Genomic DNA, 25,810 nt, shown 5'->3' with positions numbered 1-25,810 from the left:
ATAGCAGGAAATATTACAAATGGTGCAAATAATATTGACGATGGTAAATTTAAACCAAATAATAAAATTACTAGAATAATTTCAGTAACTAATATAAAAATTACAGTTCCAGCTAAAAATTCAGATGCTTTTGTAAAAATTAATCCACTCAGTAAAAATTCCTGAAATAATAATAAATACTTTTCAGGAATTTTATTTTCTATCATATCAGATATTACAATTATACTTTTGAATTTCATAAAGTTATTATTGTTTTTATCCCATATAAAACCCCAATTATAAGTTAAATCAAAATTACTGAGTTTTTAAAATAATCATACGAATCATGAAAAAATACTCCAAAAATATTGATTAGTTTTAGGCACACATAAACATTTATATATAACTTAAAATAAACTATAATTATGTTTAGGTAAACCTAAATTTAACTTTTATAAAGGTTAAAACTTAAACTAAAATGATTTTTTTAATTAGGGAGAAATTGTATTAATACTATTTTTAATAATTTTTCCCTAAATCTAAAAAATATGGGAGAAATATTAATGAAAAAGTTAATTGTAGGGTTAGCAGGTAACCCTAACGTGGGAAAAACCACCGTATTCAACCAATTAACTGGTATGCGTCAGCATGTAGGAAACTGGCCCGGAAAAACTGTTGAAAAAGCAGAGGGTAGTTTTAAACATGACGACTATGAATATAATATAGTTGACTTACCAGGTAATTATGCATTAAGTGCTCATTCTATGGAAGAAATCGTATCAAGAGACTTTATTGTTGATGATGAGTCTGATGTGATTATTAATGTGGTTGATGCTGCTAATCTAGAACGTAATTTATATTTAACTGTCCAAATGATGGAATTAGGTGCAAATCTTGTCATGGCACTTAACATGAATGATTTTGCAAAGAGAAAAGATCACATCATTGATATAAAATTAATGAGTGAACTGCTAGGTTTTCCGATTGTTGAAATTAATGCAAAAACCAAAGATGGTATTGAAGAATTGTTAACAACTGTTGAAAATGCTTCTAAAAATCCTATAGATTCAAGTGCTAAGCTATCATATAGTGATGAATTAAAAGAACACTTAAGTGAACTTCAGGAAATTATTGAACAGGATAAATCATTATGTGATGTTCCCTCAATATGGACCGCCATTAAATTATTAGAAAAAGATTCTATTGTTATTGAAAAAGTTCAGCAATCCAGTTTGAGTTCCAAAATCATGAGAGAAGTTGACAGGATTGCAAAACACCTCAGCGATATTTACGATGAAGGTGCAGAAGAAGTTATTGCAAATGCAAGATATGCATTTATTGGTGGATTAATGGCTGAAGCTGTTAAAAGACCTGATGTCGAAAAAGAAAGTATAACAGACAGAATTGATAAAATTGTTACAAACAGACTTTTGGCACCATTCATATTTCTTGGTGTAATGTTTATAATGTTCCAGTTAACATTTACAATTGGTGCACCTTTCCAGGAGATGATTGACGCAGCATTTGTTGCTTTAGGAGAATGGGTCGCTTCATTGCTTGGTGAAGGATTGTTTACCTCATTAATTTGTGACGGTATCATTGGTGGAGTAGGTGGTGTTCTTACTTTCTTACCAATTATTATTCTAATGTTTTTATTCTTAAGTATCTTGGAAGATTGTGGTTACTTGGCAAGAGCTGCATTTACTTTAGATAAACTTATGCATAAAATAGTCGGTCTTCATGGAAAAGCATTTATTCCAATGATTTTAGGATTCGGTTGTGGTGTTCCTGCAATTATGGCAACAAGAACCATGGAAAATGAAGGGGATCGTATGCTTGCTATGATGCTTGTTCCATTTATGTCCTGTACTGCAAGATTACCAATTTATGGCATATTTATAGCAGCATTTTTCGAAAAACACCATGCAATCATGTTACTAGCAATTTATGTATTAGGTATTGTTGTAGCACTTATTGTTGCGGCCATACTCAAAAGAACCATGTTTAAAGGAATATCCTCACCATTTGTTATGGAATTGCCAAGTTATAAAATACCTTCCGTAAAAGGTGTGTTATTACACACATGGGATAAAGTAAAAGGATTTTTAAGAAAAGCAGGTACTATTATTCTTGTTTGTTCAATAGTACTATGGATTTTACAAAATATTTACCCATGGGGAGGATCAGAACCTCAAATGAGTCTTTTAGGTATAATTGGTAGTGTCATTGCTCCAATATTCGCACCATTAGGATTTGGAACCTGGCAAGCTGCTGTAGCAATTATTGCAGGATTAGCTGCTAAAGAAGTTGTAGTTTCAACATTCGGTACTTTAGCAGGTATGGAAGAGGATGATGAAGAAGGTATTACAAACTTAGTGCATGATACTTTCACTCCATTGTCTGCATTTTCATTCATGGCATTTACATTATTATATACACCATGTTTCGCAGCAATTGGTGCAATCAAACAAGAAACCAACAGTTACAAATGGGCTTTAACCATGTGTGGTATAACCTTAGTAACTGCATATATTGTTTCATTCTTGATTTTCAATATTGGAGGACTATTAGGATTTTAATGGCTGATGATTGGGTTTTCCAATCATCATCAAACATTTAAAATTTGGTGATAAAATGAAAACGTTAAAAGATACAAAACCTGGAGAAACAGTAACTCTAGTTAAATATCATAAAACTGGAGATATTGGATTAAGAAGACATTTATTAGGTATGGGGTTTGTTAAAGGAGCAAAAATTACAGTTAAAAAAGTAGCTACTTTAGGAGATCCTATCGAAATGAGTGTAAAAGGCTATGATGTTTGTCTTCGAAAAGAAGAAGCAGAAAACATTGAAGTAAAATAACTTCAATTTTTCTTTAATTTTTTAGGTGATATAAATGAAATGTAGAATGTGCGGTTTTGAATTTGATGAAACAAAACTAAAAAATCGTGGCTGTGTTAGTTGTGGAAAACATGACAATTGTAATCAGGTTCATTGCCCAAATTGTGGATTTGGCAACCATCCCGAACTTGAGGAAGAGTTTGATTTTATAATTAAACTTAAAGATAGATTTAAAAAAAGAAAATCAGCAAATTGAATATTTATACTAATTTTTTAAAAAAATATCACTTTGATATTATTATTAATTCAGTAAAACTCTCAATACTGAACATTATACTGTGAGTCTGCACTTACATTCAAAAAACTTTATATATACTATTTTTTAGATACTATATTGAGTGTGATACTCAAAACAAAAAAAAAATTATTGAGGAATTAAAATGAAAATGCATAAAATTTGTCCAAGATGTGGATCAAAAAATGTTGATTGGATTATACCACAAAATTGGTCACAATGTGTTTGTAAAGACTGTGATTACACAGGGCCGATTATTGAAGGAAATGATGAATTAATAGAAGAAATTCGTGAAGCATATGAAGAATCTTTAAAAAACGATGAATAAATCCCTTATTGGAGGGAATAATATGTTCGGATTTAATAATAAAAAGGAAGAAGTAGATGAAACAATTAAAAATCCTCCTAGTGATGATTCATATTCAATGATTCCCATATTATTTACAAAAAGTAATGATATAACCATTAAAACATTATCACTTACAATACTTGATTTGATTAATCAGAATCAAATCAAATGCGACATTGATTTAAATGATTCATATGAAGTAGGTAAAAAATTAACACCCGAAGATATGGAAGTCATGAAAAAAATAACTCTTAGAATTGTAAATAAAGGTGAACTGAAAACTTCAGAAACTATGGCCATAAGATTACTTAAAAATTTGAATAAGAATAAAAAATTCAACTTAAAAAGTATGGCAAAACAAACCAATATCAGTTCAATTGCCAATAAATTTGAAAATGACCTTGATGAATATGCTAAAGCCATTGAAAAAGAAAATGCCTACGATGGTGAAAATTACAAAGACATTTTAGAAAACGACAAATTAACAAACAAAGGAAAAGAGCTTAAAAAAGAATGGGAAAGCTTCCAAGATTATTTAAAATCACAGGATTTAACAGAAAAATACCCTCCAGAATCCGCTGATGAAAATTCAATACAAATAATCTATGCATCATGCTTTGATATTGAAAAAGATGCATTGAAAATAAGAGAAAATAACACTCCATTAACTGATTTCATTGATAAAGATGGATATAAATTATTAAATATAATATTCAACAATGCATTGTTGAATGTGAGTCATAAAAGAAAAGGATCAGGTATATTTTATGGAGTGAATGATAAATACACCATCCCAGGCGCATAATTCCAAAAGAAAAAAAGTTTTGAATATTTTTCAACAAATATTCGAAACTAAATTATTTTTTGAAATATTGACCAGTAGCCATTGAAATTAATATTTAGCTTGTTTTAAGAAACCTAATTAAAAAATCATTTCTGTAATATTTTCCGGAAGATTAATTTTTACATGACAAAAAACCATAAAGTTTATATGCTATGTCATATAACATTAACATAAGTAATCAAATTTTAACAAGATTACTTCATTACTTAAATACTTTTTGCAAAAATTAATTAATTAGTGGGCTACTATGAGAACAAGGATTAAATATTTAAGACAAGAACTCAAAATGAGCCAAAAAGAACTTGGAGATAAAGTTGGAGTCACAAGACAAACCATCAATTCACTCGAAAATGGTAAATACAATCCATCTTTATTTCTAGCATACGATATAACCCAAGTTTTTAATGAAATGATCTTTAAAGATAATGAAGAGCAATATTTCGTCATTGAAGAGATATTTATTTTCGATGATAATTATTCAGGGTGAGAAAAAATGATTTTAGACATATATAAAGATGCATTTGAATATTCAGCAAAAGACTGGAAAACTTTAATAATATTAGGTATACTTTGTTTGTTTAGCTTCTTGTTAATACCTGCGTTTTTAATTACTGGATATAATTATAGAGTTATTAATCAAGCTGTACATGGAGTTATTAATGGAAAAGATCCATTGCCAGATTTTGATGATTTAATAAGTATGTTTGTTGACGGGGTAAAAGTTGTCATAGTGGAAATTGTATATTTAATCTTGCCTGCAATTATATTTCTAATATTTGTGGTAATTGCTGGACAACTAACAGGTGCGCTCTCTTCTGCATTACTGGTTATCGGATGTTTAATAACATTTATTGCAGGGATACTTGCATGTTTAATGGCACAAATGGGCTTATGCCATATGACATACCATGATGGATTATTAGGTAAGGCATTTGCTTTAAGTGAATTGAAAAAAGTTATTGATGAAATAGGATGGTTTGAATGTATCATAACTTACATTGGATTAATAATCATATCTTTAGTCCTATCCTTTGCTGTAACTGCAATTATTGGAATAATATTTACAGTATTTGGTATTTCCGGTTCAATTTTAGGTGTTGACGCAGGAGGCATATTCCTATTAGGTGCACTAGTTAACTCAGCAATAACCATGTTTATTGTAGGGCCATATTTAAGCATATTCAATGCAAGATCAATCGGATTATTATACTCAATGCAGATATAAGGTGATTAAATGGTAAGCATGACTGATTGTGTTGTAGATAGTTTGAAATATCCATTTAAAGATATAAAAAAGGTTTTAAGCTTCGGCATATTGTTTTCAATTATTAATGTAATATCATTATTTATTTCTTTTAAATCTCTAGATTTATATAGGGCCACTTTAAGAATACTTGAAAAAAGGAATGGTGGGGAACTATCCCTAAAATTTTCACAATTACCTTCGGGAGAAGTTTATACTATAACCATTTTAGCTATTATTAGCTTTATTATCATATTATTTATATTGGGATACGAATATGATATAGTTAAATTCTCAATTGAGAAAAAAGAAAGCCTTCCAGGATTAGATGATATATTAAATATATTTAAAAAAGGAATAAAATATTTCATTGTTGCCTTAGCATACAATATCATTCCTGCCATAATATTATCAGTCGGAATAGCATTAGTACATAACTCTCTAATACTTTCAGTCATATTTATAATTTCAATGATACTATTCATAATTGCGTTTTTTATCCAAATTATGGCACTGAACAATATGATTGCATATGATAAGCTATCCAAAGCATTTGATTTAAGAGAAATAATTAATAATATTTCAAATCTTGGATGGGAAAAATACATTGGAATAATCCTTTTTACATCAATAATTTATATGATTATTATGAGTGCTGTTGGAGTAATATTAAGCTTTTTAACAGTATTATTTACATCAACTATTAATAATCAAGTTTTTATCGTATTAACATTCATATCAATAATTACAGGATTGTTTATAAATTCTTATTTAGGAGTGTTTCTAAACAGAGTTTGTGGATCAATATACAGAGAATCAATTAAATAATTAGAATGTTTAAAACATTCAATTTTTCTTTTTTTTAGAATAGATTATGGGAGATTTTAATTATGGTAGACTACGTTATCGAAACAAATCAATTATCAAAAAAATATTCAAACAACATTGTCGTTAATTCTATCAATATGCATGTTGAAAAAGGAACAATTTATGGACTTTTAGGAAAAAATGGAGCTGGAAAAACTACAACAATGTGTATGATTCTAAATCTTACATATCCAAGCAGCGGTGAAATATTTCTTTTTGGAAAAGACCCTAAAAAATATTCAAAAGAAATATATTCCAATATAGGTTCCATTATCGAAACTCCAGGATTTTATGAAAATTTAACTGCATATGAAAATTTAAAAATTATTGCTAAAATAAGAGGAAACTATAATCCTCAAAATATTAATTTAGTTCTTGAAATGGTTAATTTGGAAAATGAAAAATCAAAGAAATTTAAAGATTTTTCATTAGGCATGAAGCAACGTTTAGGAATAGCTGCGGCGATTATGCACAATCCGGAATTATTAATATTAGATGAACCTATTAATGGTCTTGATCCATTTGGAATTAAAGAAATCAGGACATTGCTCAAAAAATTATCACATGAATATGGGATAACAATATTAATTTCAAGCCATATCTTAAGTGAAATCGAAAACATTGCTGATGTTATTGGTTTTATGGATAAAGGGGTTTTAATTGAAGAAATATCAAGAAAAGATTTATTGAAAAAATTAGACAAATATGTTGAATTTCAAGTATCAGATATTAATTTAGCTGTTAAAATTCTTAAAAAACTAGAACTGAAGGAAAACATAGATTTTACATTTAATGAATATGGAACAATTTATTTATATTCCCATTTAGAACTAAGGGATAAATTTAATTATTTATTTGTTAATTCCGGCATTGATGTAAAAAAAGTAAATCTATGTGAAGAAAATTTAGAAGAATATTTTACAAGATTTTTATCTAATAATTAAATTTGATTATGGAGAGATACAATGTTAACTATTATTCAAATGGAATTTTTAAAACTGAAAAGATCAAATATATTTTCATTAAGTATTATAGGAGCTATTATCCCTGCTTTTTTAATGTTTATTGCTGTTACGGCATTTGGTGAAGAAGAAACATTTGAAGCGTTTTTCACAAATATAAATATGTATATGTCTGCATTATTTGCAGTTTTACTATTTGCAATAATAATATCTTATCTATTTGGAAGAGAATATAATGAGCATACATTAAAAACAATGCTAACTATACCAATATCAAAAGGAAAATTCCTAATAAGCAAATACGCCATGTTTTTAATATGGATTGTGATTTTAACATTAGTTACAAGTTTATCAACAGTTATTTTGGGTTTTATTGCTGGACTTGATGGATTTACATTAAAACTATTTATAACTAGTTTTGGTCAACTATTATTTGCCAATTTTCTTTTATTTATGGCTTTTTCCCCATTTGTATTCATTTCACTATTCATTACAAATATGGTGCCTGCAATGATTGGAGGTGCTAGTTTAGGATTAATCAATATTATGATTTATGGACAAAACTGGGCGCCATTCATACCATGGGTAAGTCCATATTTAATTGCATCTGGCGAAATAGTAGAGTATAGTGTAAGTATTATAGCATCATACATCATTATTTTGGCCACATTCCTTATTGGATTAGCTGTTTCTTACATTTACTTTACAAAAACTGATGTTTCAATTTAATTTTCTTTTTTCTTTTTTAATTATTTCTTATTGAAAAAGAATGTGAAAAATAAAACACTATTTATAAAACCAAAGGCAAATCACCAATTATTTTGGCTTTACTTCCAATAGCTACTGTATCTTCCAAACGAACACCAAATTCACCTTCAAGATATATTCCAGGTTCTACCGTTATTACCATCCCTTTTTCAATAGGAGTATCATCTTTCATTGAAAATCCCGGAGTTTCATGAATATCCAATCCCAAACTATGGCCTGTTGAGTGAATAAACTGATCGCCATAACCATATTCTGCAATAATATTCCTTGATACATTATCAATTTCATTGCATTTAAGTCCGGGTTTAATTGCTTTAATGGCCTTATCATGAGATTCTTTAACAATATCAAATATTTCTTGCTCTTTTTCTGTATAAACAATTGTTCTTGTATTATCTGAACAATACCCATTATATTTGGCGCCCCAATCAATAAGTATCGGAGTTTCCAATGTTTTATGTTCAGGCACTGCATGAGGAAGGCTTGTATTGGATCCGCTTACAAGAATTGTATCGAATGATTCTGATGATGCACCATTTTCTATCATCAATCTGACCAAGTCAAAAGCAAGAACATCTTCTGTTTCATCCCTTGAAGAAACATCCAATTGACGAAAAGCATTCTGTGCAATTTCAGTGGCTTTTTCAATATTTTTAATTTCAGTAGGTGTTTTAATCATTCTCTGCTTTTCAATATAATTTTTTGATTCAATATTGAAGTCATCTTTAAACTTTTCATAGGTGCTGTAGACCAAACTCGGTTCAATTGCAAGATTTTTAATCCCTTCTTTTTTAATTTCCGAAAGCATTGTTTCAAATTTTTCAAATTCCTTTACTTCAATTGAAGAGTCTCTTTTTGCAATTTCCATATGCATTTTTGAAGCATAAATAATCGGATTATCTTTTATTATACAAAAAGCAAAACTGGTCGGTTTATAATTAGAAATATATTCAACATTTGTAAATTGTGTGAGCAGATAAGCTTGATTTTCATCTTTTTCCATATCTTTTAAAATATTATCCAAATGAAGTTTATTATAATCCATATTTAATTATTTAGAAAAAACTTTTATATATAGAATTAGATATTTAAAAAGTATGTTTAAAATAACAACAAGTGAATTAAGAGATTTGATTATAGCATTTATTTTTATTTCTCTAAGTTTTTCAATTTTATATTCTGGTCGAAATGTTGAAGCCCTAAAAAGCATTTTTCCAATTGTAATGATTGGATTAGGTTTAGGTTTTATATTGCACGAATTAGGCCACAAATTTACTTCAATGCATTATGGTTATTGGGCTGAATTTAAATTATGGCCTGCAGGATTGATTTTTGCTTTGATATCCTCCTTTTTCGGTTTTGTATTTGCAGCACCTGGTGCAGTTTATACATATGCAGGAAACTATATTGATGATAGGATAAACGGAATAATATCTGTTGCAGGTCCTGTTGTTAATATTGTTCTTGCACTAATATTTTTACTTATTGGTGCATCAATCTATGGACCTGCACATTATAATTCTACAATGCAATTTATATTCATCACATGCTGCTTAGGTTTTCAAACCAACAGCTATTTGGCTGTTTTCAATATGATTCCAATTTGGAATCTGGACGGATCCAAAGTATTAAGATGGAATGTTATAATATGGCTTATTACCATTGGTATTGCAGGAATCATGACATATTTATCAATGACCATGGGTGCTGAAAATATAATTAGAATGATACTGGGATTATAAAATGACATCAAAAGAAATCAAATATTTTAAAGGAACTCACAGGATTATTCCACCAAGCCAAACAATTGAAAATAATGAGGATAAATGTAAAATTGCAGGCATTACCCGTATTACTGAAATTACACATTTGGATAGGATTGGACTGCCGGTTTTTTCAGCCATCAGGCCAACTTCACAGGATGGTGCAATTAGTATTTATGGCGGTAAAGGAATAAGTGTGGAACATGCAAAAGCATCTGCAATGATGGAAGGTTTTGAACGATATTCTGCAGAAAAGCAAAATGAAAATACAGTTACTGGAAGCATATCTGAAATTTCCAGTAAAGGCAATACAATTGATATTGAAACGTTGAACTTGCCTAAAGACTTCAAAAAAGAAAATATCGATTCATTAAATCTTGAATGGAATATCTGCCATGATTTAATTAGTGGTGAGTATTATTATGTTCCATCCAATGCAATTTATCATCCTTATGTTACAGATGACAATACCATCCAAAGTTTATTCAAATCCAATACAAATGGACTTGCTTCAGGAAATAGCCTGGAAGAAGCCATATTGCATGGAATGTTTGAAGTTATTGAAAGGGATGCTTGGAGTATCTTTGAGTTAACCCATAAAAATTCTGCCCAGATTGATTTGGACAGCATTGAAAGTGATGTTGTCAATGATGCTCTCTTAAAATTCAGTGAAAATGAAATAAATATTAAGTTAATGGATTTAACTGCAGATATTAATGTTCCGACAATAGCTGCATCAGCTGATGATACATTGCTAAAAGATGCAGGACTTTTAACGTTAGGTATAGGTACACATTTAGACCCGGAAGTTGCAATCTTAAGAGCATTGACTGAAGTAGCCCAAAGCAGAGCAACACAGATTCATGGCGCTCGTGAAGATACTGTTAGAGCTGATTTTGCAAGAACTGCAGGTTATGAACGTATGAAACGCATTAACAAACATTATTTCCAGGAAGAAGATGAAAAAATCAGTTTAAATGACATTGAAAATAATAGTACAGATTCAATAACCAAGGATATTGATATTGTTTTGGATGAATTGAAGGCAAATGAAATAGAGCATGTCCTATACTATGATTTAACACGTCCGGAACTAGATGTTAATGTTGTAAGAGTTATCATTCCAACAATGGAATTATATTCAATTGATCAAAGCCGTGCAGGATACAGATTTTTAAGAGTATGATTTTATGGTTAAAATTATAATTTATACAGGATTATCTTTGTCATTTGATGAGGCAAGAGAAATTCTGGATTCACATGATGATGTTGAAGTAATTTATGAAAGGCCAATTAAAAGAGGAGATTTAGGTCAGGCATTGAAGAAAAATCCTGACATTATTGGAATAATTGATGGGGTTTTTCATCAAAATTCCTCTGTTGGCCATAAGGAACTTTTAAATGTTATCAATAAAGGAATTACTGTTGTTGGCTCATCCAGTATGGGTGCCTTAAGAGCATCTGAACTTGACAGTTTAGGAATGGTAGGTATCGGTTATGTATATGAGCAATATGCAACAGGAAAAGTGGCATCAGATGACGATGTAGCAGTAATGCTCGATAGCGAAAGTCTTGAAGCATTATCTGAACCGTTGATTAACATGGATTATGTCTTTACCAATGCAGTAAATGAAAATATCATAACACAAGATGAAAAAGATGAACTGATAAAAATTGCAAAATCGACTTTTTATCCTAAAAGAAACTATTCACAAACATTAAATGAATCTGATTTAGATGATGAAACCAAAGGCCATTTGATTAACTTTATTCGTACTTCTGTTGACATAAAAAAAGAAGATGCCAAAGAATTAATAACATATATTAAAGATTTGATACAATGATTTTAGAAGATAAAATCGAAATTGTGAAAGATATTTTGAAGGACAAAAAAGTAGCAATAGGATTTTCCGGTGGAGCAGACAGCACATTAATAGCTTATCTTGCATCCAAAGTCAGCACCGATGTATTGGCAATAACTATTGACAATCACCTGTTTCCTGAAAACTTCATTAAACATACACAAAATGTAGCCCGGGAATTTAACATTAAACACCATGTTATTGATATTGACTTTTATGAAGATGAAGAATTCTTAAAAAATTTACCCAGCAGATGCCATTCTTGCAGAAACTTAATGTATCACAAAATTAAAGAATGTGCAATAGCTAATGGCTTTGATTTTATTTGTGATGGAAATAATATAAGCGATTTGGTAATTGACAGACCAGGCATTCTAATTACATATAAAATGAATTTCAATACACCATTAATGGATGCAAAATTAACTTCAAAAGAAATTCATGAGTATCTGAATAAAAATAATATCGAGTATTCAAGATCAACAACATGCCTCGCAACAAGAATTCCAACCAACACACACGTTAACAGAGATAAAATTGAAAAAATTAAAGAAAGTGAAAAAATACTTTCAGACATTAGCGGCTGTGAATTAGTAAAACTTAGGGATTTTAATGAAATCGGTATATGTGAGGTAAATGATTTTTCAAAAATTATTAATGAAAATTCATTTTATGAAATTAACGACCAATTAAAATCAATTGGATATAAAAAAGTTTGTTTAAATTTGTCACCTCTTGATGATGATGAGGACATAACTCTTGACTATGGAAATGGTCAATTTCAATACCAACTGCCATTTACAATAAATCTTGAAAATACAAAAAGCAAACTAACAAAAAAAATTGTTTTTGAAAATTCAGAAAAAATAGAATTAGAAAAAATATCAATAAATAAAAATGGTTTAATTGAAGGACATAATTTCAAAAATTATGATGAAGCTCTGTTTGAGTTTATGGATACTTTACCTCAAATGAGAAGAAACGTATAATTATTTGTCTTTCATTTCCCTATATTTTTTTAAAACAATGTCTGGAGTCTCCATGACTCTATTGTAAGATGTACTGAATGGTTTTTTTTCTTCTTCATTTTCAGAAGGCTTTCTAAGACCTTTCAATGTTAATGTTTTACCTTCAATTTTAAATCCAATATCGTCAGCTTCAACTTCAATTAAATTAATTTCGATTTCAGATGCCTTATCTAAAGTATCATCTGCTTTAACATCATACTTTAGTCTTAAATATTTATGAGGAGTTAGTTCATTAATAGTTCTTTTAATAACAGAATCGAATAATTCCAGGAATTTTTCAACAGGAGGTAAGTTATTCGCCCACCAGTATGCAAGAACAGAGTTCAAAACAATATGATGTTCAACGTAATCATCTCTCCAACGAGCTCTAACACCAACAGAACTGTCATCAACAATTTTAATAACTAAAACTGGACTAACTGCCATTTATATCACAATTATTCAACTAAAGCTTTAATTAAGTCGCTAGCCCTAACAATACCGACTAAATCCCCTTCAACACCAATGACTGGAATTTGCTCGATATTTAATGTTTTCATTTTTTTAGCACAATCAGAAACTTTAGTTTTTGAATTAGCTACTTCAACATTACCGATAGCAACATCACTTACAACTTTATCAGTGAATTTTAAATGATTTTTCTCAATGTATAAAACAGAAGTACTGTCCCAGGACCATTTGTCTCCTTCAGTACCGACAGTGGAACTGTGTTCACTTCTTTCAGAAATAATTTCACTTTCAGCAATGAAATCAGTTTCAGTTAAAATTCCAGACAATTGTGCATCATCATCTAATGCTAAAATGGATTTAAGACCAAATTGTTTCATTGATTCAAAAGCAACATTTAAAGGAGTTTTTTCCCAGGTAGTAGGAACAGTAGTAATCATATAATTTTCAACTGCATCTTCAACATCAATTTTAGTTAAAGCTTGAGATACAATATCAAATGAGGTTATAATTCCAACTAATTCCCCACCATCATTAACTACAGGGATTCTTCTAACATCATTTTCAATCATTCTTTGAGCAGCATCCTTAACATCTTCATCAGGACTTGCAATAACAAGATCCCTACTCATTAACATTGCAATTTGTTCTTCATCAGGATTATTAATTAAATCTGAACGAGTAACAACACCAACTAATTTGTTATTATCTTCTTTAACAACAGGAAGAACTGCTTTATTTTCTTTTCTCATCAAGTCTAAAACTTTTTCACGGCTTCCAGGAACAGAAACACTAACAACTTTTTTAGACATTACTCTTTTTACCATCATTAGAAACACCTTATGTATTCTTTTACATGAAAAAATTATAATAATTAATGTACAACTAAAACTGGACATTTAGCAGCATTAACGACCTTGTCACTAACACTACCTAAAATAAATCTATCAAAACCAGATTTACCAGAACTACCAATAACAATCAAATCAATATCCTCTTCAGAAGCCACATCCAATATGGCTTTTGCAGGAGACCCTTCTTTAATAATCGGAGAAATTTTTATTCCGTCTTTGTTCATATCTTCGAATTCTTTAAGGTCTTCTTTACAGCAGTTAGTTAATATTTGATTTAACTGTTCTACTTCTTCAGTAGCGGAAATTCCATTAATAAAGTGATTTTCAGATACGCTTAATGCAATAATTTCAGCACCACTAACCTTAGCTAAGAATAATGCATGCAATTGAGCTTTTTTTGCAAATTCTGAACCATCAGTAGGCACTAAAATCTTATTGTACATATTTACATCTCCAATAATATATTATTATATATGTTCTAATATACTATTAGAATAATATCTATTGATAGTATATAATATATTTTTTGTTTCTGAACGGTTTATTATAGATAAATAATAATTTTTGGAAAAATGCTTTATGACATTGAACTGTGCAACCTGTCCAACATCGATGAAAGATTTTGAAAAAATATAATTACATGAATTAGTTGTTGCCATTTTTAAAAGTTCACAAGGATTTAAATAATCATTATATTTTACTGACATTATTTTTAGTGTAAATTCCAATTCCCTAAACATATTAGGACTATTAAGCATTAAATTATCTGTTCCCAAAATTGGCCTAATCCCAAGGTTTAGCATTTCATTTAACGGAACAACACCAACATTCAATGTTGCATTAGCTCTCGGACAGACAACAATATTAACATTTGAATTTTTAATTAAATCAAGATCATTATTTTTAGGATTGGTACAGTGAACAAGCTGATTAAAATTAGAGTTAACACCCCTTTCAATTTCAGTTTTATCAAACATATCTAAAGATTCAATCTGTGTAGCTTCAGATTCTGCAACATGAATTGATGAGATTTTACCTGCTTTCCTACATTCATCAACAATTAATCTGGCAACTTCATCAGTAATTTCACCAAAACCGCTGGGAGCGATACCGTCAGCAACTTTTAGAAGTTTTCTAATTTGTGATTTTACTTTTGATAAATCGGGATTATCACCATAAAAACTATCATCCCGACCAAGAATTATTGGTGTGATTGGAATATCCTTTGAAGCTTTCTTAAGAAGTTTAACTCCTTTAAGACCACCTTCTCTATAATCAATAAAATGAGTGGTTCCTGATTCAAGCATTTCCCACATTGAGGATTTCATGGCATCAATAATATCTTCATCTTCAGCCGATGCCAAAGCACGATGCTTAACACCATTAGGAGGTTTAACCATTTCACCCAATGAAAGACCATAACCTTCATCCTTAATAATGGAATCTCCGATATGAGTATGCCCATTTAAAAAACTAGGAGCAATAACCGCACCATCAACATCAATTATTTTACCTTCATTGGTATCTTTAGAAATATCTATGATAATACCATCATCAATAGTGATATTAGCTTTATGAGGCTCGAGATTTAATCCTCTTAAAATAATTCCATTAGTTATAGTAAACATTAAAAAAAAGTTTTTAATTGGAAATATTTAAATTTTGTGGGATGGCAAATCCCATGTTAAATTAAATTTATTAAACACCTAAAACATAATTAACAATTACCATCAAGATTTAATGAGGATGATTAAAATTAACTCTCAAGAAATAAGATACTTTTACAGAAATATTGTTAAAAGCGGTAATGTATACCGTATTAAGTACAATAATAAAGATTATGGAGAGTTTACAAAATTATCCGATGCATTATATGAAAGAGATGCCTTATTTTACTGTAATTTTGATTACGATTTGCTTGTGGAATGTGATTTAGAAAACAAATACGAAAACATGACACTCCCACCATTTCCAGAAAAGAGATCAAAAGGAAGAATTAAAGGAATAAAAGTAAACAAAAAGGAACGTGAAGGTGAAATTCTTTTTGATCACAAGAAAAAAGGATTTTATATCCAAAAAGGTGAAAGAACCTTTGGATATTATGCTTCAATGACAGAAGCATTTTATTATAAAAAAATACTTATGGAAAACAATTGGGATGAAAATGCACTTAAGAAGAACATTACCATAAGAATTGAAATGAATAAAAAACTTGATTTAACTAAAGAATATACAGTTAAACTTAATTATTGTCCTAATTGTAGAAGCAAACTAAAAATTGACCAAGAAGAATGTCCTTCATGCGGTATTAATATTAAAGAATATTTATATTCAAATTAAAAAAATAGATAAAATGAAGAATGATTATTCTCCATCATTGTATTCATTTAAAGATTTAACATTGATTTTATTATTTTGAACAGCTTCAATAGCATTAAGTGCAGCTCTTGCACCGGCCAAAGTGGTAACATAAGGAATACCAAGTTCAATAGCTAAACGTCTGATGATATAACCATCTTGAGCTGATTGTTGACCTTCAGAAGTATTAATAATTAAATCAATTTCTTTTGCTAAAATTGAATCCCTAATATTTGGGGAACCTTGAGATACTTTTTTAACCTTTTCAACACTGTCAAGACCAGTAGAATCAGCAGTACCTGCAGTTGCAACAAGTTTGAATCCTAAATTAGCAGCTTTTTCTGCAATAGGTCTTATTTTCTTCTTGTCATCTTCTTTTACACTAATGAATATTTTACCTTCTTTTGGTAAAACCATTCCTGCAGAAAGTTGTGATTTGTAAAATGCCATTCCAAAGCTTTCATCTATACCGATACTTTCACCAGTAGATTTCATTTCAGGACCTAAAACGGTGTCGGATTCAGGTAATTTCAAGAATGGGAAAACAGATTCTTTAACTGCAACATGGTCAATTCTGATTTCTTTTGTTAAACCAAAGTCTTTGAGTTTAGCACCATCCATAATCCAGGTAGCTACTTTAGCCAATGGTACACCAATAGCCTTACTTACAAATGGAACAGTTCTACTTGCACGAGGGTTTGCTTCAATAATATAAACCATTTCCTCATCAAGTTTTACTGCATATTGAATATTCATTAAACCTTTAACATCCAATTCTAATGCTAATTTAGTTGAATTTTCACGAATAGTATCCAATATATGTTCAGGAATTGTTTGTGGAGGAATTACACATGCAGAGTCTCCGGAGTGAACTCCAGCTTCTTCAATATGTTCCATAATTCCTGCAATAAATACATCTTCTCCGTCACATAAGATATCAACATCCAACTCAATCGCATCTTCCAGGAATTTATCAACAAGGATAGGATGTTCTGGAGAAACTTTTACAGCTTCTTTCATATATTCTTCAAGCTCCTGGTTATCATAAACAATTTCCATAGCTCTTCCACCAATTACATATGATGGACGTACCAATACAGGGAATGTAATCTTTTCTGCAATTTCACGAGCTTCTTCAAATGAATTTGCAGTTCCATATGGTGCTTGATGAATATGTAATTTTTCTAATAAATCAGCAAATAATTCTCTGTCTTCAACCCCGTCAATACTTTCATATGGAGTTCCCAATATTTTAACACCAGCATTTGCAAGAGGTACAGCTAAGTTAATTGATGTTTGACCACCAAATTGTACAATTACGCCGTCAGGTTTTTCTTGATCTATTACACCCATTACATCTTCAAAGGTAATAGGTTCAAAGAACAATTTGTCTGAAATATCATAATCAGTACTTACGGTTTCAGGGTTGTTGTTAATAAGAATAGTTTCAATTCCATCATCTTTTAAAGCAAGTGATGAATGTACACAACAGTAATCAAATTCGATACCCTGACCAATTCTGATTGGTCCTGCACCTAAAATCACTACTTTTTTCTTGTTAGTTGATGTTAATTCATTACCTGTATCATAACTACTGTAGTAATATGGTGTTTTAGCTTCAAATTCTGCTGCACACGTATCTACCATTTTGTATGATTGCTTAATGTTATATCTTGAAAGTAAATTTCTAATGTATTCTTCAGTTTGACCGGATAAATTAGCCAATCTTTTATTTGAAAAACCAAGCTGTTTTGCTTTTCTTAAGTAATATTCATCATCCAATTTATCAGCAGTGACATCATTTTCAAAGTTTACTATGTTTCTGATTTTGTATAAGAAGAAATTATCAATTTTAGTAAGTTCTCTGATTTTATCAATGTCCATACCATCTTTAATAGCTGAATATATTTGGAAATAAATTAAATCCGTAGGATTAGTCAAATCTTCTTCAGTATAATCAACATATTCAAAACCGTCGAAGCCCATATCAAGTGATCTGAGAGCTTTTTGGAATGCTTCTTCAAAAGTCCTTCCGATAGCCATTACTTCACCAGTAGCTTTCATCTGAACTCCAACTTGACGGCTGATTCCTTTAAATTTATCAAATGGCCATCTTGGGATTTTAATTACAACATAATCAATAGCCGGTTCAAAAGATGCAGGAGTTTCTTTAGTAATATCATTTCTGATTTCATCCAAAGTCATTCCTAAGGCCACTTTTGATGATATTTTAGCAATAGGATAACCTGTAGCTTTAGATGCAAGTGCACTACTTCTTGAAACACGTGGATTTACTTCAATGACTTTATATTCATCAGTTTCGGGATTTAATGCAAATTGAATATTACATCCGCCGCGGATACCTAATGCTCTAATAATTTTAATGGATGCATCACGCATTTTTTGGATGGTTTCATCACATAAATTCTGAATTGGAGCAACTACAACACTGTCTCCTGTGTGAATTCCCATAGGATCAATATTTTCCATGGTACAGACAATGATACATGTATCTTCCTTATCCCTCATTACTTCAAATTCTATTTCCTTCCATCCAAGAACGGATTCATCAATGAGAACCTGATTAATGAAACTCATATCCAATCCATGATTAGCAATTTCAATTAATTCTTCTTCATTGTGAGCAATTCCACCACCAGTTCCACCTAATGTGAAAGCTGGCCTTACAATAACCGGATAACCAATTTCTTCCACTGCTTTAAGTGCATCATCAACACTTTCAACAGCCTGACATTTTGGAATTTCTTCTCCAATATCCTCCATAAGATTTGCAAATAAGTCACGGTCTTCTACATCTTTAATAGTTTGAACATCAGACCCTAAAACCTTAATGCCTTCCAATAATCCTAAATCTCCAAGGCCTGTTGCTATATTTAATCCAGTTTGTCCACCCATGGTTGGTAAAATAGCATCTACTTCTTCTTCTTCAATAATTTTAGCAACAATTTCCGGAGTTAATGGTTCTGTATAAACAGTATCTGCCATATCAATATCAGTTTGAATAGTAGCAGGATTACTGTTGACAAGAACGGTTTCTATACCTTCTTCTCTTAGTGATTTACATGCTTGTGATCCTGAATAATCAAACTCTGCAGCTTGTCCGATTTGAATAGGTCCAGAACCAATAATTAAAACTTTTTTAATATCTTTATCTACTGGCATATGTAATCCCCTCTAATAATCATCCATCATTTGATTAAATTCGTCAAAAATATATCTTGTATCATTTGGACCAGGCCCTGCTTCAGGATGGTATTGTATACAGCGCATAGGTAACTCTTTATGAGTAATACCTTCAGGTGTTCCATCATTTAAATTAATTTGAGCCAATTCCAAATCTGTTTCTTTTAGTGATTCCTTATCAATTGTAAAACCATGATTTTGAGATGTGATGAATACTTTTCCAGTTGCCAAATCTTTAACTGGCTGGTTTTCACCACGGTGTCCGAATTTCATTTTATATGACCTTGCACCGAATGATTTTGCAATTAATTGCTGACCCATACAAATACCGAATATAGGTAATCTGTTTGATAATTTTTTCATAGTTGCAATAGTTTCCGCCACTCTATCAGGGTTTCCCGGACCGGAAGTAATCATCAATCCAGAAGGAGAGTAATCTAAAACGGTTTTATAATCAGTGTCATATGGGAATAAAATAACACCAATATCTCTTTCTAAAAATGAGTTAATAATATTTCTTTTAACACCACAATCAATTAACGCTACTTTTTTATCAGCATCTTCATTGAAAACTTTAATTTCTTTTGTTGAAACCAAAGGTACAACATCTTTATCTTCAATGCTTGGTTGTGATTTAGCCATTTCAACTAATTTGTCATCATCAATATCTTCAGTTGTAATAGCTGCTTTAAGAGATCCTCTTTCACGAATCTTTAAAGTTAAATCCCTTGTATCAATTCCACTGATACCTGGAGTTTTAAATTCTTTTAAGAATTCATCTAAAGTTTTTTGAGGTCCGAAGTTAGACAATTCACGACAAACTTCACGACAAACAAAACCTTCAACCTGAACTTTATCAGATTGATACCATTTTTCACTTACCCCATGATTGCCTTCCAAAGGATAAGTGGACATTAATATTTCTCCTTTAAAAGACGGATCAGTCAAAGATTCAGTATAACCACCCATACCGGTTGAAAAAACAAGTTCACCTAATTTAGTAGTTTCATAACCAAATCCTTCCCCTTTAATAACAGTTCCATCTTCCAAAGCTAATTTAGCTATTTTTACCATTAAATCACCATTTATAAAAAAACATAAAATTATTATATGTATATTAATATCTTTTCCAATATTATTAAAAGTTTGTTTTTTGGTAAAAATTATTGGATATAAATAAAAAAATGAAGAAAAAAATGGAAATAAAAAGTTTATTTCAATTGACACAAATAGACCATTAAATATTTAAACTATAAAAAAATAATAAAATGAATTAAAGAAAATAAATTAATTAAAAATAATACTATAATAATTAACCTATTTTTCAACTTTTAAACTGAAATCAAGACTCCTTGAGGAATGTGTTAGTGCACCAATTGAAATTATATCCACTCCCAAATCAACATATTCCAAAATATTTTCAAAATTGATTCCGCCAGATATTTCAATTAATGAATTTTGACGAATATTTCTTTTTTCAAGTTCATCCAGAACTTCAGCAACTTTTAAAGCATCCATATTATCCAACATGACAATATCCGCTTTATTCTCAACACATAAAACTGCATCTTCAAGGGTTTCTACTTCAATTTCTATTTTTTTAGAAAAACTTACGTTTTCCTGTGCTTTTTTAAGTGCTTCAAGAGGAGATCCGACAACTGCAATATGATTATCTTTAATTAAAACCATGTCATCCAAACAAAATCTGTGAGTATCTGCCCCACCAATTTGTAAAGCTCGCTTATCAAATTTACCAAGGGCAGGTTGTGTTTTACGTGTACCTGCAATGATAACTTTTCCATCCACCAACTTTACGTATTTATCTGCTGCACTTGCAACTCCACTCATTCTCATCAATAAATTCAAGGCAGTTCTTTCAACCAATAAAATATCTCTTGCATTACCTTGAAGAGACATCAATAAATCGCCTTTCTTTATTTCAGTACCATCATTCAAGTGAAATAAAACTTTAACTTCTTTTGATTCAAATAAATCTTTAGCTACATCAATACCTGCTAAAATACCCTCATCTTTTGAAACAATATATGCACATATCTCTTCATTACTATCAATAACACTATTTGAGGTAATATCGCCAAACCCTTCATCTTCATCCAGCATATATTCCAGTATTTTATTCACAAAATCACCTAAAAATTTAATATATCATATAGAATATATATTTAAAATACAATATAAAATAAGTGATTGAATTATGGAAATTACATTTTTAGGAACTTCCTCTGCAGTCCATTCAAATACAAGAAGTCACCCTTCAATTGTGCTTAAAGCATTTGGTGAAACCATTTTATTTGATTGTGGTGAAGGAACTCAAAGACAGTTAATTTATGCAAGAATAAGCCCTATGAAAATCTCAAAGATTTTTATTACCCATTATCATGGAGATCACATTTTAGGTATTCCAGGACTTTTACAGTCAATGAGCTTTAGAGGACGTGAAACTAAATTAACCATTTACGGACCTAAAGGATTAGATAATCTGCGCGATGCGATATCCAGCTTAGGTTTTCCTAATTTTGATTTTCCGCTAGAATGGATTGAAGTTGATAGTGGAACCATTATTGAAAATGAAGAATATATAATCAAAGCTCAAAGAGTTAGACATAACACATTAACTTTAGCCTATTCTGTTGAAGAACTTAAAAAACCAAGGTTTTTACGTCAAAAAGCAATTGATTTAGGTGTTCCTGTTGGACCGGACTTTGGAAAACTGCATAACGGAATAGCTGTTGAAGTAAATGGTGAAATTATTAAGCCTGAACAGGTTTTAGGCCCTCCAAGGAAAGGACGTAAAATAACATATTCTGGAGATACAATACCATGTGAAGAAATGATTGAATTTGCAAAAGAGTCAGATCTTTTAATCCATGAATCAACATATAAAACTGAAGATAAAGATAAAGCAGACTTGCATGCTCATTCAACTTCAAAAGATGCTGCAGAAATTGCACTTTATTCCAACTCCAAAAAATTAATATTAACCCATATCAGTACCAGATACACAGATGTCAGTGATTTACTATCACAAGCACGAGAAATTTTTGAAAATACTGAACTTGCTGAAGACTTAATGAAGGAGGAAATATAAAATGGAAATTCCTCAAAATTTAATTCTGACATTATTGACAATAATTGCCATTATTATTATAACAACAGTGGTATCAAAAATAATCACAAGATTATTGGAAAATGTCCATCGTTTCAGAGATGATATGACTGTAACATATCTCATTCGAGATATTATTATATTCATTATTTATTTTATAGCTTTAATGTATATCTTAAATCTATTTGGAATTAACTTATATGGTACACTTTTAAGTTTAGGTATTGTTGGTATTGCTGTGAGCCTAGCAGCAAAAGATCTGATTTCCAATTTATTATCTGGAATAACATTAATAATGGGTAGAAGTATCAAAGTTGGAGATACCATTGAGATGAATAAACAGAAAGGAGTAATTAAAAGAATAAATTTAAGAACAACAACAATTACGGATGACACCGGCATTCAAAGCATCATTCCCAATTCAACATTAACAAATAATTTATTTATATTATATAAAACTCCCGAAAAATATCGTGTTGACATCCTGGCAGGTTTGCCTCTCAATATTGATCTTGATGAATTTAATACATATATTCTAGAAAAAATAAAAAAATTAGATGGTGTTTTAGATACACCAAAGGCAAGAATATATGCAAAGAACATAACATTTGAACAAACAAACGTTAAAATATCATTTTGGATAAAAGACATAAATAAGAAAGATGACTATAAAATAATAATTACTAATGAAATAAGAAAATTTACTAATAGGTGAAAATATGAGTTCTCTACAAGATGAAATAAAACAGCTGAAAGAAGAAAAAAATGCAATAATACTTGCACATAATTATCAACCAAAAGAAATACAGGAAATTGCTGATTTTTTAGGTGATTCTTTAGAATTATGCATAAAAGCTTCAGAAATAGAAGATAAAGATTTAGTAGTATTTTGTGGTGTGGATTTTATGGCAGAAACAGCATACATCTTAAATCCGGATAAAAAAATCGTTATTCCAGATTTGAATGCTGAATGTCCAATGGCTCATATGTTACCTGAAGAAGAATTATTAAAAGCAAAAGAAGAACATCCTGATGCTGGAGTAATACTTTATGTAAATAGTATTGCTGAGGCTAAACAACATGCAGATACATTATGTACTTCTGCAAATGCCGTAAAAGTAACTGAAAGCTTAAAACAAGACAAAATATTATTTGGACCGGACAACAATTTGGCAAATCATGTTCAAAAAAGAATAGATAAAGAAATCATTCCAACACCTAAAGGTGGACATTGTTATGTTCACAAATTATTCCATATTGAAGATGTGGAGCTTAAAAGAGAACAGTATCCTAATGCAATCATAATTTGCCATCCAGAATGTAATGAAGATGTTCAGGAAGCATGTGATGAAGTATTATCCACAGGAGGAATGTTGAGATTTATAGCTGGAAGTGACCATGAAGAATTTGTAATCGGTACCGAAATTGACATGATTACAAGATTAAATGCAGAAATTCCAGGAAAAAAATTGTATCCTTTACTTGAAGGAGCAATCTGTGAAACTATGAAACTTCATACACTAGAAAAAGTCAGAGATGCACTTAAAAATGAATCTCCTGAAGTTAAAGTGCCTGATGAAGTTGCGAACAAATCCTTAAAAGCAGTACAGCATATGCTTGATGCTTCAAAATAGCTAGATTAAATTCTAGCTCAAATTCTCTTTTTTTAAACCGAATCTACAAATTTTTTAATTACCACTACAATATTATGAATGTTTTCAGTATCTGAAGCAAAACTTAAATCAAATGACAGATACTCTGAACCTTCAACCATTTCATGTAATGGAATAGCATCAAATTCAGGAACATAATAATTTGTCCTGTTAAGAGATATAATCAATACTTTGCATTTTATCCTATCTAACTCAGACTCTAAGTTAAATGACATTAAAAAATTATTTAAAAATTTCATGTCATAAATATCTAAAAACAGAATCTCTTCAGCAAAAGTATCAATTGACAAATCAATTTCTTCATTAGAAACGGAATTTAAATAATCTCTCGGAAAACTCATTAAATATCGAATTTGTGAAATAAGAATTAACATTTTTGAAATTGACTCATTATACATATCATCCAAATGTTCTGAAGATTGGTCTATAATACGATTAGCTAAACTTGCATAGATATATTTATATCCCTGAGATTTAAAAGAACTGTCCAACTGAATTATACAATCCATTTCATCAGGATAAAAGATAGACCAGCCTAAAGCAATAAATCCCCCAAAAGAATAGCCGATTATCGCTTTTAATTTTTTAATATTCGGAAATTTTTCACTGATAAACTGCCTTTGAAAATTAACTAAATCTTCAATTTCATAATCCGGAAAATTATTATTTAAACCTGAAGTAGAAGGACAGCAGGATTCAGGTATTCCAAGAGAGGTTATAGAAATAAAAAAATATTCATCTTTTAAAACAAAAATTTCTTCACTTGCCTGGTTAACACTAGAAAGAGTCGAATAATTTCCGTTGAAATTATGGCAAAATAAAATTGCATTTATAATATTTCCCTCATCATCATATTTCGGCGTTCCAACAATTCCATAATCAACCTTAGCATTTTCAATGATAAATCCATTTTTAAACTGGAATTCCTCTAAAAAGTACTGATTATTTTTTAAAAAATATTTCTCTTCAAACATGGAATCAACCGTAACGATGATTTATATAATTTAAGTTTAATTTTTATATTATTTGAACCCCCCATCCTTTAAGAGGATGGGGATTCTCGGGCTGTAGTCTCTTATGAGTCATAGAATTACCGAGCTATCCCTCTGGGTATCAGAGTTCACAAGTTCATATAATACTATTATTTTTATTTCCATAGTTTAAAATGTTTATGCTGACGTTCAGGTCTCTGTCTAGAATTGCTCCGCAGTTGGGACATTGCCAGTTACGTTCTTTTATGGTTAAATCTGTGTTTCTGTAGCCGCAGACATGACATATTTGTGAGGACGGATAATATCTGGGTACTTCGATGAATGTTTTGCCGTATAATTCGCATTTGTATTTTA

At 30.2% G+C, this 25,810-nt stretch carries 28 protein-coding genes; 18 read left to right on the top strand and 10 right to left on the bottom strand.

Annotation, left to right across the window (positions count from 1 at the left end; all coding sequences use genetic code 11):
• Positions 1-542 precede the first annotated feature (542 nt).
• From feoB to ACKI5C_RS06710, 10 genes are all read left to right on the top strand, one after another.
• Positions 543-2,558, top strand: coding sequence for a ferrous iron transport protein B (gene feoB / locus ACKI5C_RS06755; protein WP_407432410.1), 2,016 nt, complete (start codon positions 543-545; stop codon positions 2,556-2,558).
• Positions 2,559-2,613: 55 nt separating this feature from the next.
• Positions 2,614-2,841 (top strand): FeoA family protein, encoded by a 228-nt coding sequence (locus ACKI5C_RS06750; protein ID WP_296887756.1) that lies wholly within the window; start codon positions 2,614-2,616, stop codon positions 2,839-2,841.
• A gap of 34 nt (positions 2,842-2,875) precedes the next feature.
• Positions 2,876-3,076 carry a hypothetical protein gene (locus tag ACKI5C_RS06745; protein ID WP_407432409.1) on the top strand — a complete coding sequence of 67 codons (201 nt, stop codon included), beginning with the start codon at positions 2,876-2,878 and terminating at the stop codon, positions 3,074-3,076.
• A gap of 184 nt (positions 3,077-3,260) precedes the next feature.
• Positions 3,261-3,443: a hypothetical protein gene (locus ACKI5C_RS06740; RefSeq protein ID WP_407432408.1), complete on the top strand. Its 183-nt coding sequence runs from the start codon at positions 3,261-3,263 to the stop codon at positions 3,441-3,443.
• A 22-nt stretch (positions 3,444-3,465) separates the two neighbouring features.
• Positions 3,466-4,269, top strand: coding sequence for a hypothetical protein (locus tag ACKI5C_RS06735; RefSeq protein ID WP_407432407.1), 804 nt, complete (start codon positions 3,466-3,468; stop codon positions 4,267-4,269).
• A gap of 286 nt (positions 4,270-4,555) precedes the next feature.
• A complete protein-coding gene (locus ACKI5C_RS06730; RefSeq protein ID WP_407432406.1) occupies positions 4,556-4,795 on the top strand; it encodes a helix-turn-helix transcriptional regulator in 240 nt (79 codons plus the stop codon).
• A gap of 6 nt (positions 4,796-4,801) precedes the next feature.
• Complete coding sequence (locus tag ACKI5C_RS06725; RefSeq protein ID WP_407432405.1) at positions 4,802-5,533, top strand: DUF4013 domain-containing protein; 732 nt, start codon at positions 4,802-4,804, stop codon at positions 5,531-5,533.
• Between the two features lie 9 nt (positions 5,534-5,542).
• Entirely contained in the window at positions 5,543-6,379 is an 837-nt protein-coding gene (locus ACKI5C_RS06720) for a DUF4013 domain-containing protein (protein WP_407432404.1), read from the top strand.
• Positions 6,380-6,441: 62 nt separating this feature from the next.
• Complete coding sequence (locus ACKI5C_RS06715; RefSeq protein WP_296887766.1) at positions 6,442-7,362, top strand: ABC transporter ATP-binding protein; 921 nt, start codon at positions 6,442-6,444, stop codon at positions 7,360-7,362.
• 21 nt (positions 7,363-7,383) lie between these two features.
• Positions 7,384-8,109 (top strand): ABC transporter permease, encoded by a 726-nt coding sequence (locus tag ACKI5C_RS06710; protein WP_296887768.1) that lies wholly within the window; start codon positions 7,384-7,386, stop codon positions 8,107-8,109.
• 61 nt (positions 8,110-8,170) lie between these two features.
• Here the strand turns inward: ACKI5C_RS06710 and ACKI5C_RS06705 are convergent, their stop codons facing one another.
• Positions 8,171-9,193 carry a M24 family metallopeptidase gene (locus ACKI5C_RS06705; protein ID WP_407432403.1) on the bottom strand — a complete coding sequence of 341 codons (1,023 nt, stop codon included), beginning with the start codon at positions 9,191-9,193 and terminating at the stop codon, positions 8,171-8,173.
• Positions 9,194-9,245: 52 nt separating this feature from the next.
• Between ACKI5C_RS06705 and ACKI5C_RS06700 the strand changes: the two genes are divergently transcribed.
• The 4 genes from ACKI5C_RS06700 to ACKI5C_RS06685 are packed head-to-tail and all read left to right on the top strand — an operon-like array spanning position 9,246 to position 12,762.
• On the top strand, positions 9,246-9,890 hold the full coding sequence (locus ACKI5C_RS06700) for a site-2 protease family protein (protein ID WP_407432402.1): 645 nt from the start codon (positions 9,246-9,248) through the stop codon (positions 9,888-9,890).
• Between the two features lies 1 nt (position 9,891).
• The gene (locus ACKI5C_RS06695; RefSeq protein WP_407432401.1) at positions 9,892-11,097 is read left to right on the top strand and encodes a YcaO-related McrA-glycine thioamidation protein; all 1,206 of its coding nucleotides are present in this window, start codon (positions 9,892-9,894) and stop codon (positions 11,095-11,097) included.
• 4 nt (positions 11,098-11,101) lie between these two features.
• Positions 11,102-11,755, top strand: a complete 654-nt coding sequence (locus ACKI5C_RS06690) for a TfuA-related McrA-glycine thioamidation protein (protein ID WP_407432400.1) — start codon at positions 11,102-11,104, stop codon at positions 11,753-11,755.
• On the top strand, positions 11,752-12,762 hold the full coding sequence (locus ACKI5C_RS06685; RefSeq protein WP_407432399.1) for a 7-cyano-7-deazaguanine synthase: 1,011 nt from the start codon (positions 11,752-11,754) through the stop codon (positions 12,760-12,762). The genes ACKI5C_RS06690 and ACKI5C_RS06685 overlap by 4 nt, the downstream gene beginning before the upstream one ends.
• Here the strand turns inward: ACKI5C_RS06685 and ACKI5C_RS06680 are convergent, their stop codons facing one another.
• The 4 genes from ACKI5C_RS06680 to ACKI5C_RS06665 are packed head-to-tail and all read right to left on the bottom strand — an operon-like array spanning position 12,763 to position 15,730.
• The gene (locus ACKI5C_RS06680) at positions 12,763-13,227 is read right to left on the bottom strand and encodes a hypothetical protein (RefSeq protein WP_407432398.1); all 465 of its coding nucleotides are present in this window, start codon (positions 13,225-13,227) and stop codon (positions 12,763-12,765) included.
• Positions 13,228-13,238: 11 nt separating this feature from the next.
• On the bottom strand, positions 13,239-14,078 hold the full coding sequence (locus ACKI5C_RS06675) for a CBS domain-containing protein (protein ID WP_407432397.1): 840 nt from the start codon (positions 14,076-14,078) through the stop codon (positions 13,239-13,241).
• Between the two features lie 44 nt (positions 14,079-14,122).
• Positions 14,123-14,545, bottom strand: coding sequence for a universal stress protein (locus ACKI5C_RS06670; RefSeq protein ID WP_407432396.1), 423 nt, complete (start codon positions 14,543-14,545; stop codon positions 14,123-14,125).
• 24 nt (positions 14,546-14,569) lie between these two features.
• The gene (locus tag ACKI5C_RS06665) at positions 14,570-15,730 is read right to left on the bottom strand and encodes an amidohydrolase family protein (RefSeq protein ID WP_407432395.1); all 1,161 of its coding nucleotides are present in this window, start codon (positions 15,728-15,730) and stop codon (positions 14,570-14,572) included.
• Between the two features lie 118 nt (positions 15,731-15,848).
• Between ACKI5C_RS06665 and ACKI5C_RS06660 the strand changes: the two genes are divergently transcribed.
• Positions 15,849-16,442, top strand: a complete 594-nt coding sequence (locus ACKI5C_RS06660) for a zinc ribbon domain-containing protein (RefSeq protein WP_407432394.1) — start codon at positions 15,849-15,851, stop codon at positions 16,440-16,442.
• A gap of 24 nt (positions 16,443-16,466) precedes the next feature.
• Here the strand turns inward: ACKI5C_RS06660 and carB are convergent, their stop codons facing one another.
• From carB to nadC, 3 genes are all read right to left on the bottom strand, one after another.
• Positions 16,467-19,643, bottom strand: a complete 3,177-nt coding sequence (carB, locus tag ACKI5C_RS06655; protein WP_407432393.1) for a carbamoyl-phosphate synthase large subunit — start codon at positions 19,641-19,643, stop codon at positions 16,467-16,469.
• Positions 19,644-19,655: 12 nt separating this feature from the next.
• Positions 19,656-20,738: a glutamine-hydrolyzing carbamoyl-phosphate synthase small subunit gene (gene carA, locus ACKI5C_RS06650; RefSeq protein WP_407432392.1), complete on the bottom strand. Its 1,083-nt coding sequence runs from the start codon at positions 20,736-20,738 to the stop codon at positions 19,656-19,658.
• 243 nt (positions 20,739-20,981) lie between these two features.
• Positions 20,982-21,806 carry a carboxylating nicotinate-nucleotide diphosphorylase gene (gene nadC / locus ACKI5C_RS06645; protein ID WP_407432391.1) on the bottom strand — a complete coding sequence of 275 codons (825 nt, stop codon included), beginning with the start codon at positions 21,804-21,806 and terminating at the stop codon, positions 20,982-20,984.
• Positions 21,807-21,879: 73 nt separating this feature from the next.
• Here nadC and rnz point away from each other — a divergent pair, with 73 nt between their 5' ends.
• Genes rnz through nadA form a run of 3 tightly spaced genes read left to right on the top strand, consistent with a single transcriptional unit; the run spans position 21,880 to position 24,425 of the window.
• Positions 21,880-22,773, top strand: a complete 894-nt coding sequence (rnz, locus tag ACKI5C_RS06640; RefSeq protein ID WP_407432390.1) for a ribonuclease Z — start codon at positions 21,880-21,882, stop codon at positions 22,771-22,773.
• Between the two features lies 1 nt (position 22,774).
• Entirely contained in the window at positions 22,775-23,506 is a 732-nt protein-coding gene (locus tag ACKI5C_RS06635) for a mechanosensitive ion channel family protein (RefSeq protein ID WP_407432389.1), read from the top strand.
• Between the two features lie 4 nt (positions 23,507-23,510).
• Complete coding sequence (gene nadA, locus ACKI5C_RS06630) at positions 23,511-24,425, top strand: quinolinate synthase NadA (RefSeq protein WP_407432388.1); 915 nt, start codon at positions 23,511-23,513, stop codon at positions 24,423-24,425.
• 32 nt (positions 24,426-24,457) lie between these two features.
• Here the strand turns inward: nadA and ACKI5C_RS06625 are convergent, their stop codons facing one another.
• Both ACKI5C_RS06625 and ACKI5C_RS06620 read right to left on the bottom strand, forming a co-directional pair.
• Complete coding sequence (locus ACKI5C_RS06625) at positions 24,458-25,438, bottom strand: alpha/beta fold hydrolase (protein WP_407432387.1); 981 nt, start codon at positions 25,436-25,438, stop codon at positions 24,458-24,460.
• Between the two features lie 154 nt (positions 25,439-25,592).
• Positions 25,593-25,810, bottom strand: a 218-nt coding sequence (locus tag ACKI5C_RS06620) for a zinc ribbon domain-containing protein (protein ID WP_407432386.1), incomplete at its 5' end; no start/stop codon positions are given.

It is taken from the genome of Methanobrevibacter sp. (assembly GCF_045646045.1).
Lineage (GTDB): Archaea > Methanobacteriota > Methanobacteria > Methanobacteriales > Methanobacteriaceae > Methanocatella.
This window is presented reverse-complemented; position numbering and strand designations above follow the sequence as displayed.

Coding starts and splice junctions, on each gene's coding strand:
- ACKI5C_RS06745 (WP_407432409.1), top strand. CDS start 2,876: ATGAAATGTAGAATGTGCGGTTTTGAATTTGATGAAACAAAACTAAAA.
- ACKI5C_RS06725 (WP_407432405.1), top strand. CDS start 4,802: ATGATTTTAGACATATATAAAGATGCATTTGAATATTCAGCAAAAGAC.
- ACKI5C_RS06690 (WP_407432400.1), top strand. CDS start 11,102: ATGGTTAAAATTATAATTTATACAGGATTATCTTTGTCATTTGATGAG.
- ACKI5C_RS06635 (WP_407432389.1), top strand. CDS start 22,775: ATGGAAATTCCTCAAAATTTAATTCTGACATTATTGACAATAATTGCC.
- ACKI5C_RS06705 (WP_407432403.1), bottom strand. CDS start 9,193: ATGGATTATAATAAACTTCATTTGGATAATATTTTAAAAGATATGGAA.
- ACKI5C_RS06670 (WP_407432396.1), bottom strand. CDS start 14,545: ATGTACAATAAGATTTTAGTGCCTACTGATGGTTCAGAATTTGCAAAA.
- ACKI5C_RS06695 (WP_407432401.1), top strand. CDS start 9,892: ATGACATCAAAAGAAATCAAATATTTTAAAGGAACTCACAGGATTATT.
- ACKI5C_RS06665 (WP_407432395.1), bottom strand. CDS start 15,730: ATGTTTACTATAACTAATGGAATTATTTTAAGAGGATTAAATCTCGAG.
- ACKI5C_RS06685 (WP_407432399.1), top strand. CDS start 11,752: ATGATTTTAGAAGATAAAATCGAAATTGTGAAAGATATTTTGAAGGAC.
- carA (WP_407432392.1), bottom strand. CDS start 20,738: ATGGTAAAAATAGCTAAATTAGCTTTGGAAGATGGAACTGTTATTAAA.
- carB (WP_407432393.1), bottom strand. CDS start 19,643: ATGCCAGTAGATAAAGATATTAAAAAAGTTTTAATTATTGGTTCTGGA.
- ACKI5C_RS06675 (WP_407432397.1), bottom strand. CDS start 14,078: ATGATGGTAAAAAGAGTAATGTCTAAAAAAGTTGTTAGTGTTTCTGTT.
- ACKI5C_RS06730 (WP_407432406.1), top strand. CDS start 4,556: ATGAGAACAAGGATTAAATATTTAAGACAAGAACTCAAAATGAGCCAA.
- rnz (WP_407432390.1), top strand. CDS start 21,880: ATGGAAATTACATTTTTAGGAACTTCCTCTGCAGTCCATTCAAATACA.
- ACKI5C_RS06720 (WP_407432404.1), top strand. CDS start 5,543: ATGGTAAGCATGACTGATTGTGTTGTAGATAGTTTGAAATATCCATTT.
- nadA (WP_407432388.1), top strand. CDS start 23,511: ATGAGTTCTCTACAAGATGAAATAAAACAGCTGAAAGAAGAAAAAAAT.
- ACKI5C_RS06715 (WP_296887766.1), top strand. CDS start 6,442: ATGGTAGACTACGTTATCGAAACAAATCAATTATCAAAAAAATATTCA.
- ACKI5C_RS06750 (WP_296887756.1), top strand. CDS start 2,614: ATGAAAACGTTAAAAGATACAAAACCTGGAGAAACAGTAACTCTAGTT.
- ACKI5C_RS06700 (WP_407432402.1), top strand. CDS start 9,246: ATGTTTAAAATAACAACAAGTGAATTAAGAGATTTGATTATAGCATTT.
- ACKI5C_RS06735 (WP_407432407.1), top strand. CDS start 3,466: ATGTTCGGATTTAATAATAAAAAGGAAGAAGTAGATGAAACAATTAAA.
- ACKI5C_RS06660 (WP_407432394.1), top strand. CDS start 15,849: ATGATTAAAATTAACTCTCAAGAAATAAGATACTTTTACAGAAATATT.
- ACKI5C_RS06680 (WP_407432398.1), bottom strand. CDS start 13,227: ATGGCAGTTAGTCCAGTTTTAGTTATTAAAATTGTTGATGACAGTTCT.
- ACKI5C_RS06625 (WP_407432387.1), bottom strand. CDS start 25,438: ATGTTTGAAGAGAAATATTTTTTAAAAAATAATCAGTACTTTTTAGAG.
- ACKI5C_RS06710 (WP_296887768.1), top strand. CDS start 7,384: ATGTTAACTATTATTCAAATGGAATTTTTAAAACTGAAAAGATCAAAT.
- ACKI5C_RS06740 (WP_407432408.1), top strand. CDS start 3,261: ATGAAAATGCATAAAATTTGTCCAAGATGTGGATCAAAAAATGTTGAT.
- feoB (WP_407432410.1), top strand. CDS start 543: ATGAAAAAGTTAATTGTAGGGTTAGCAGGTAACCCTAACGTGGGAAAA.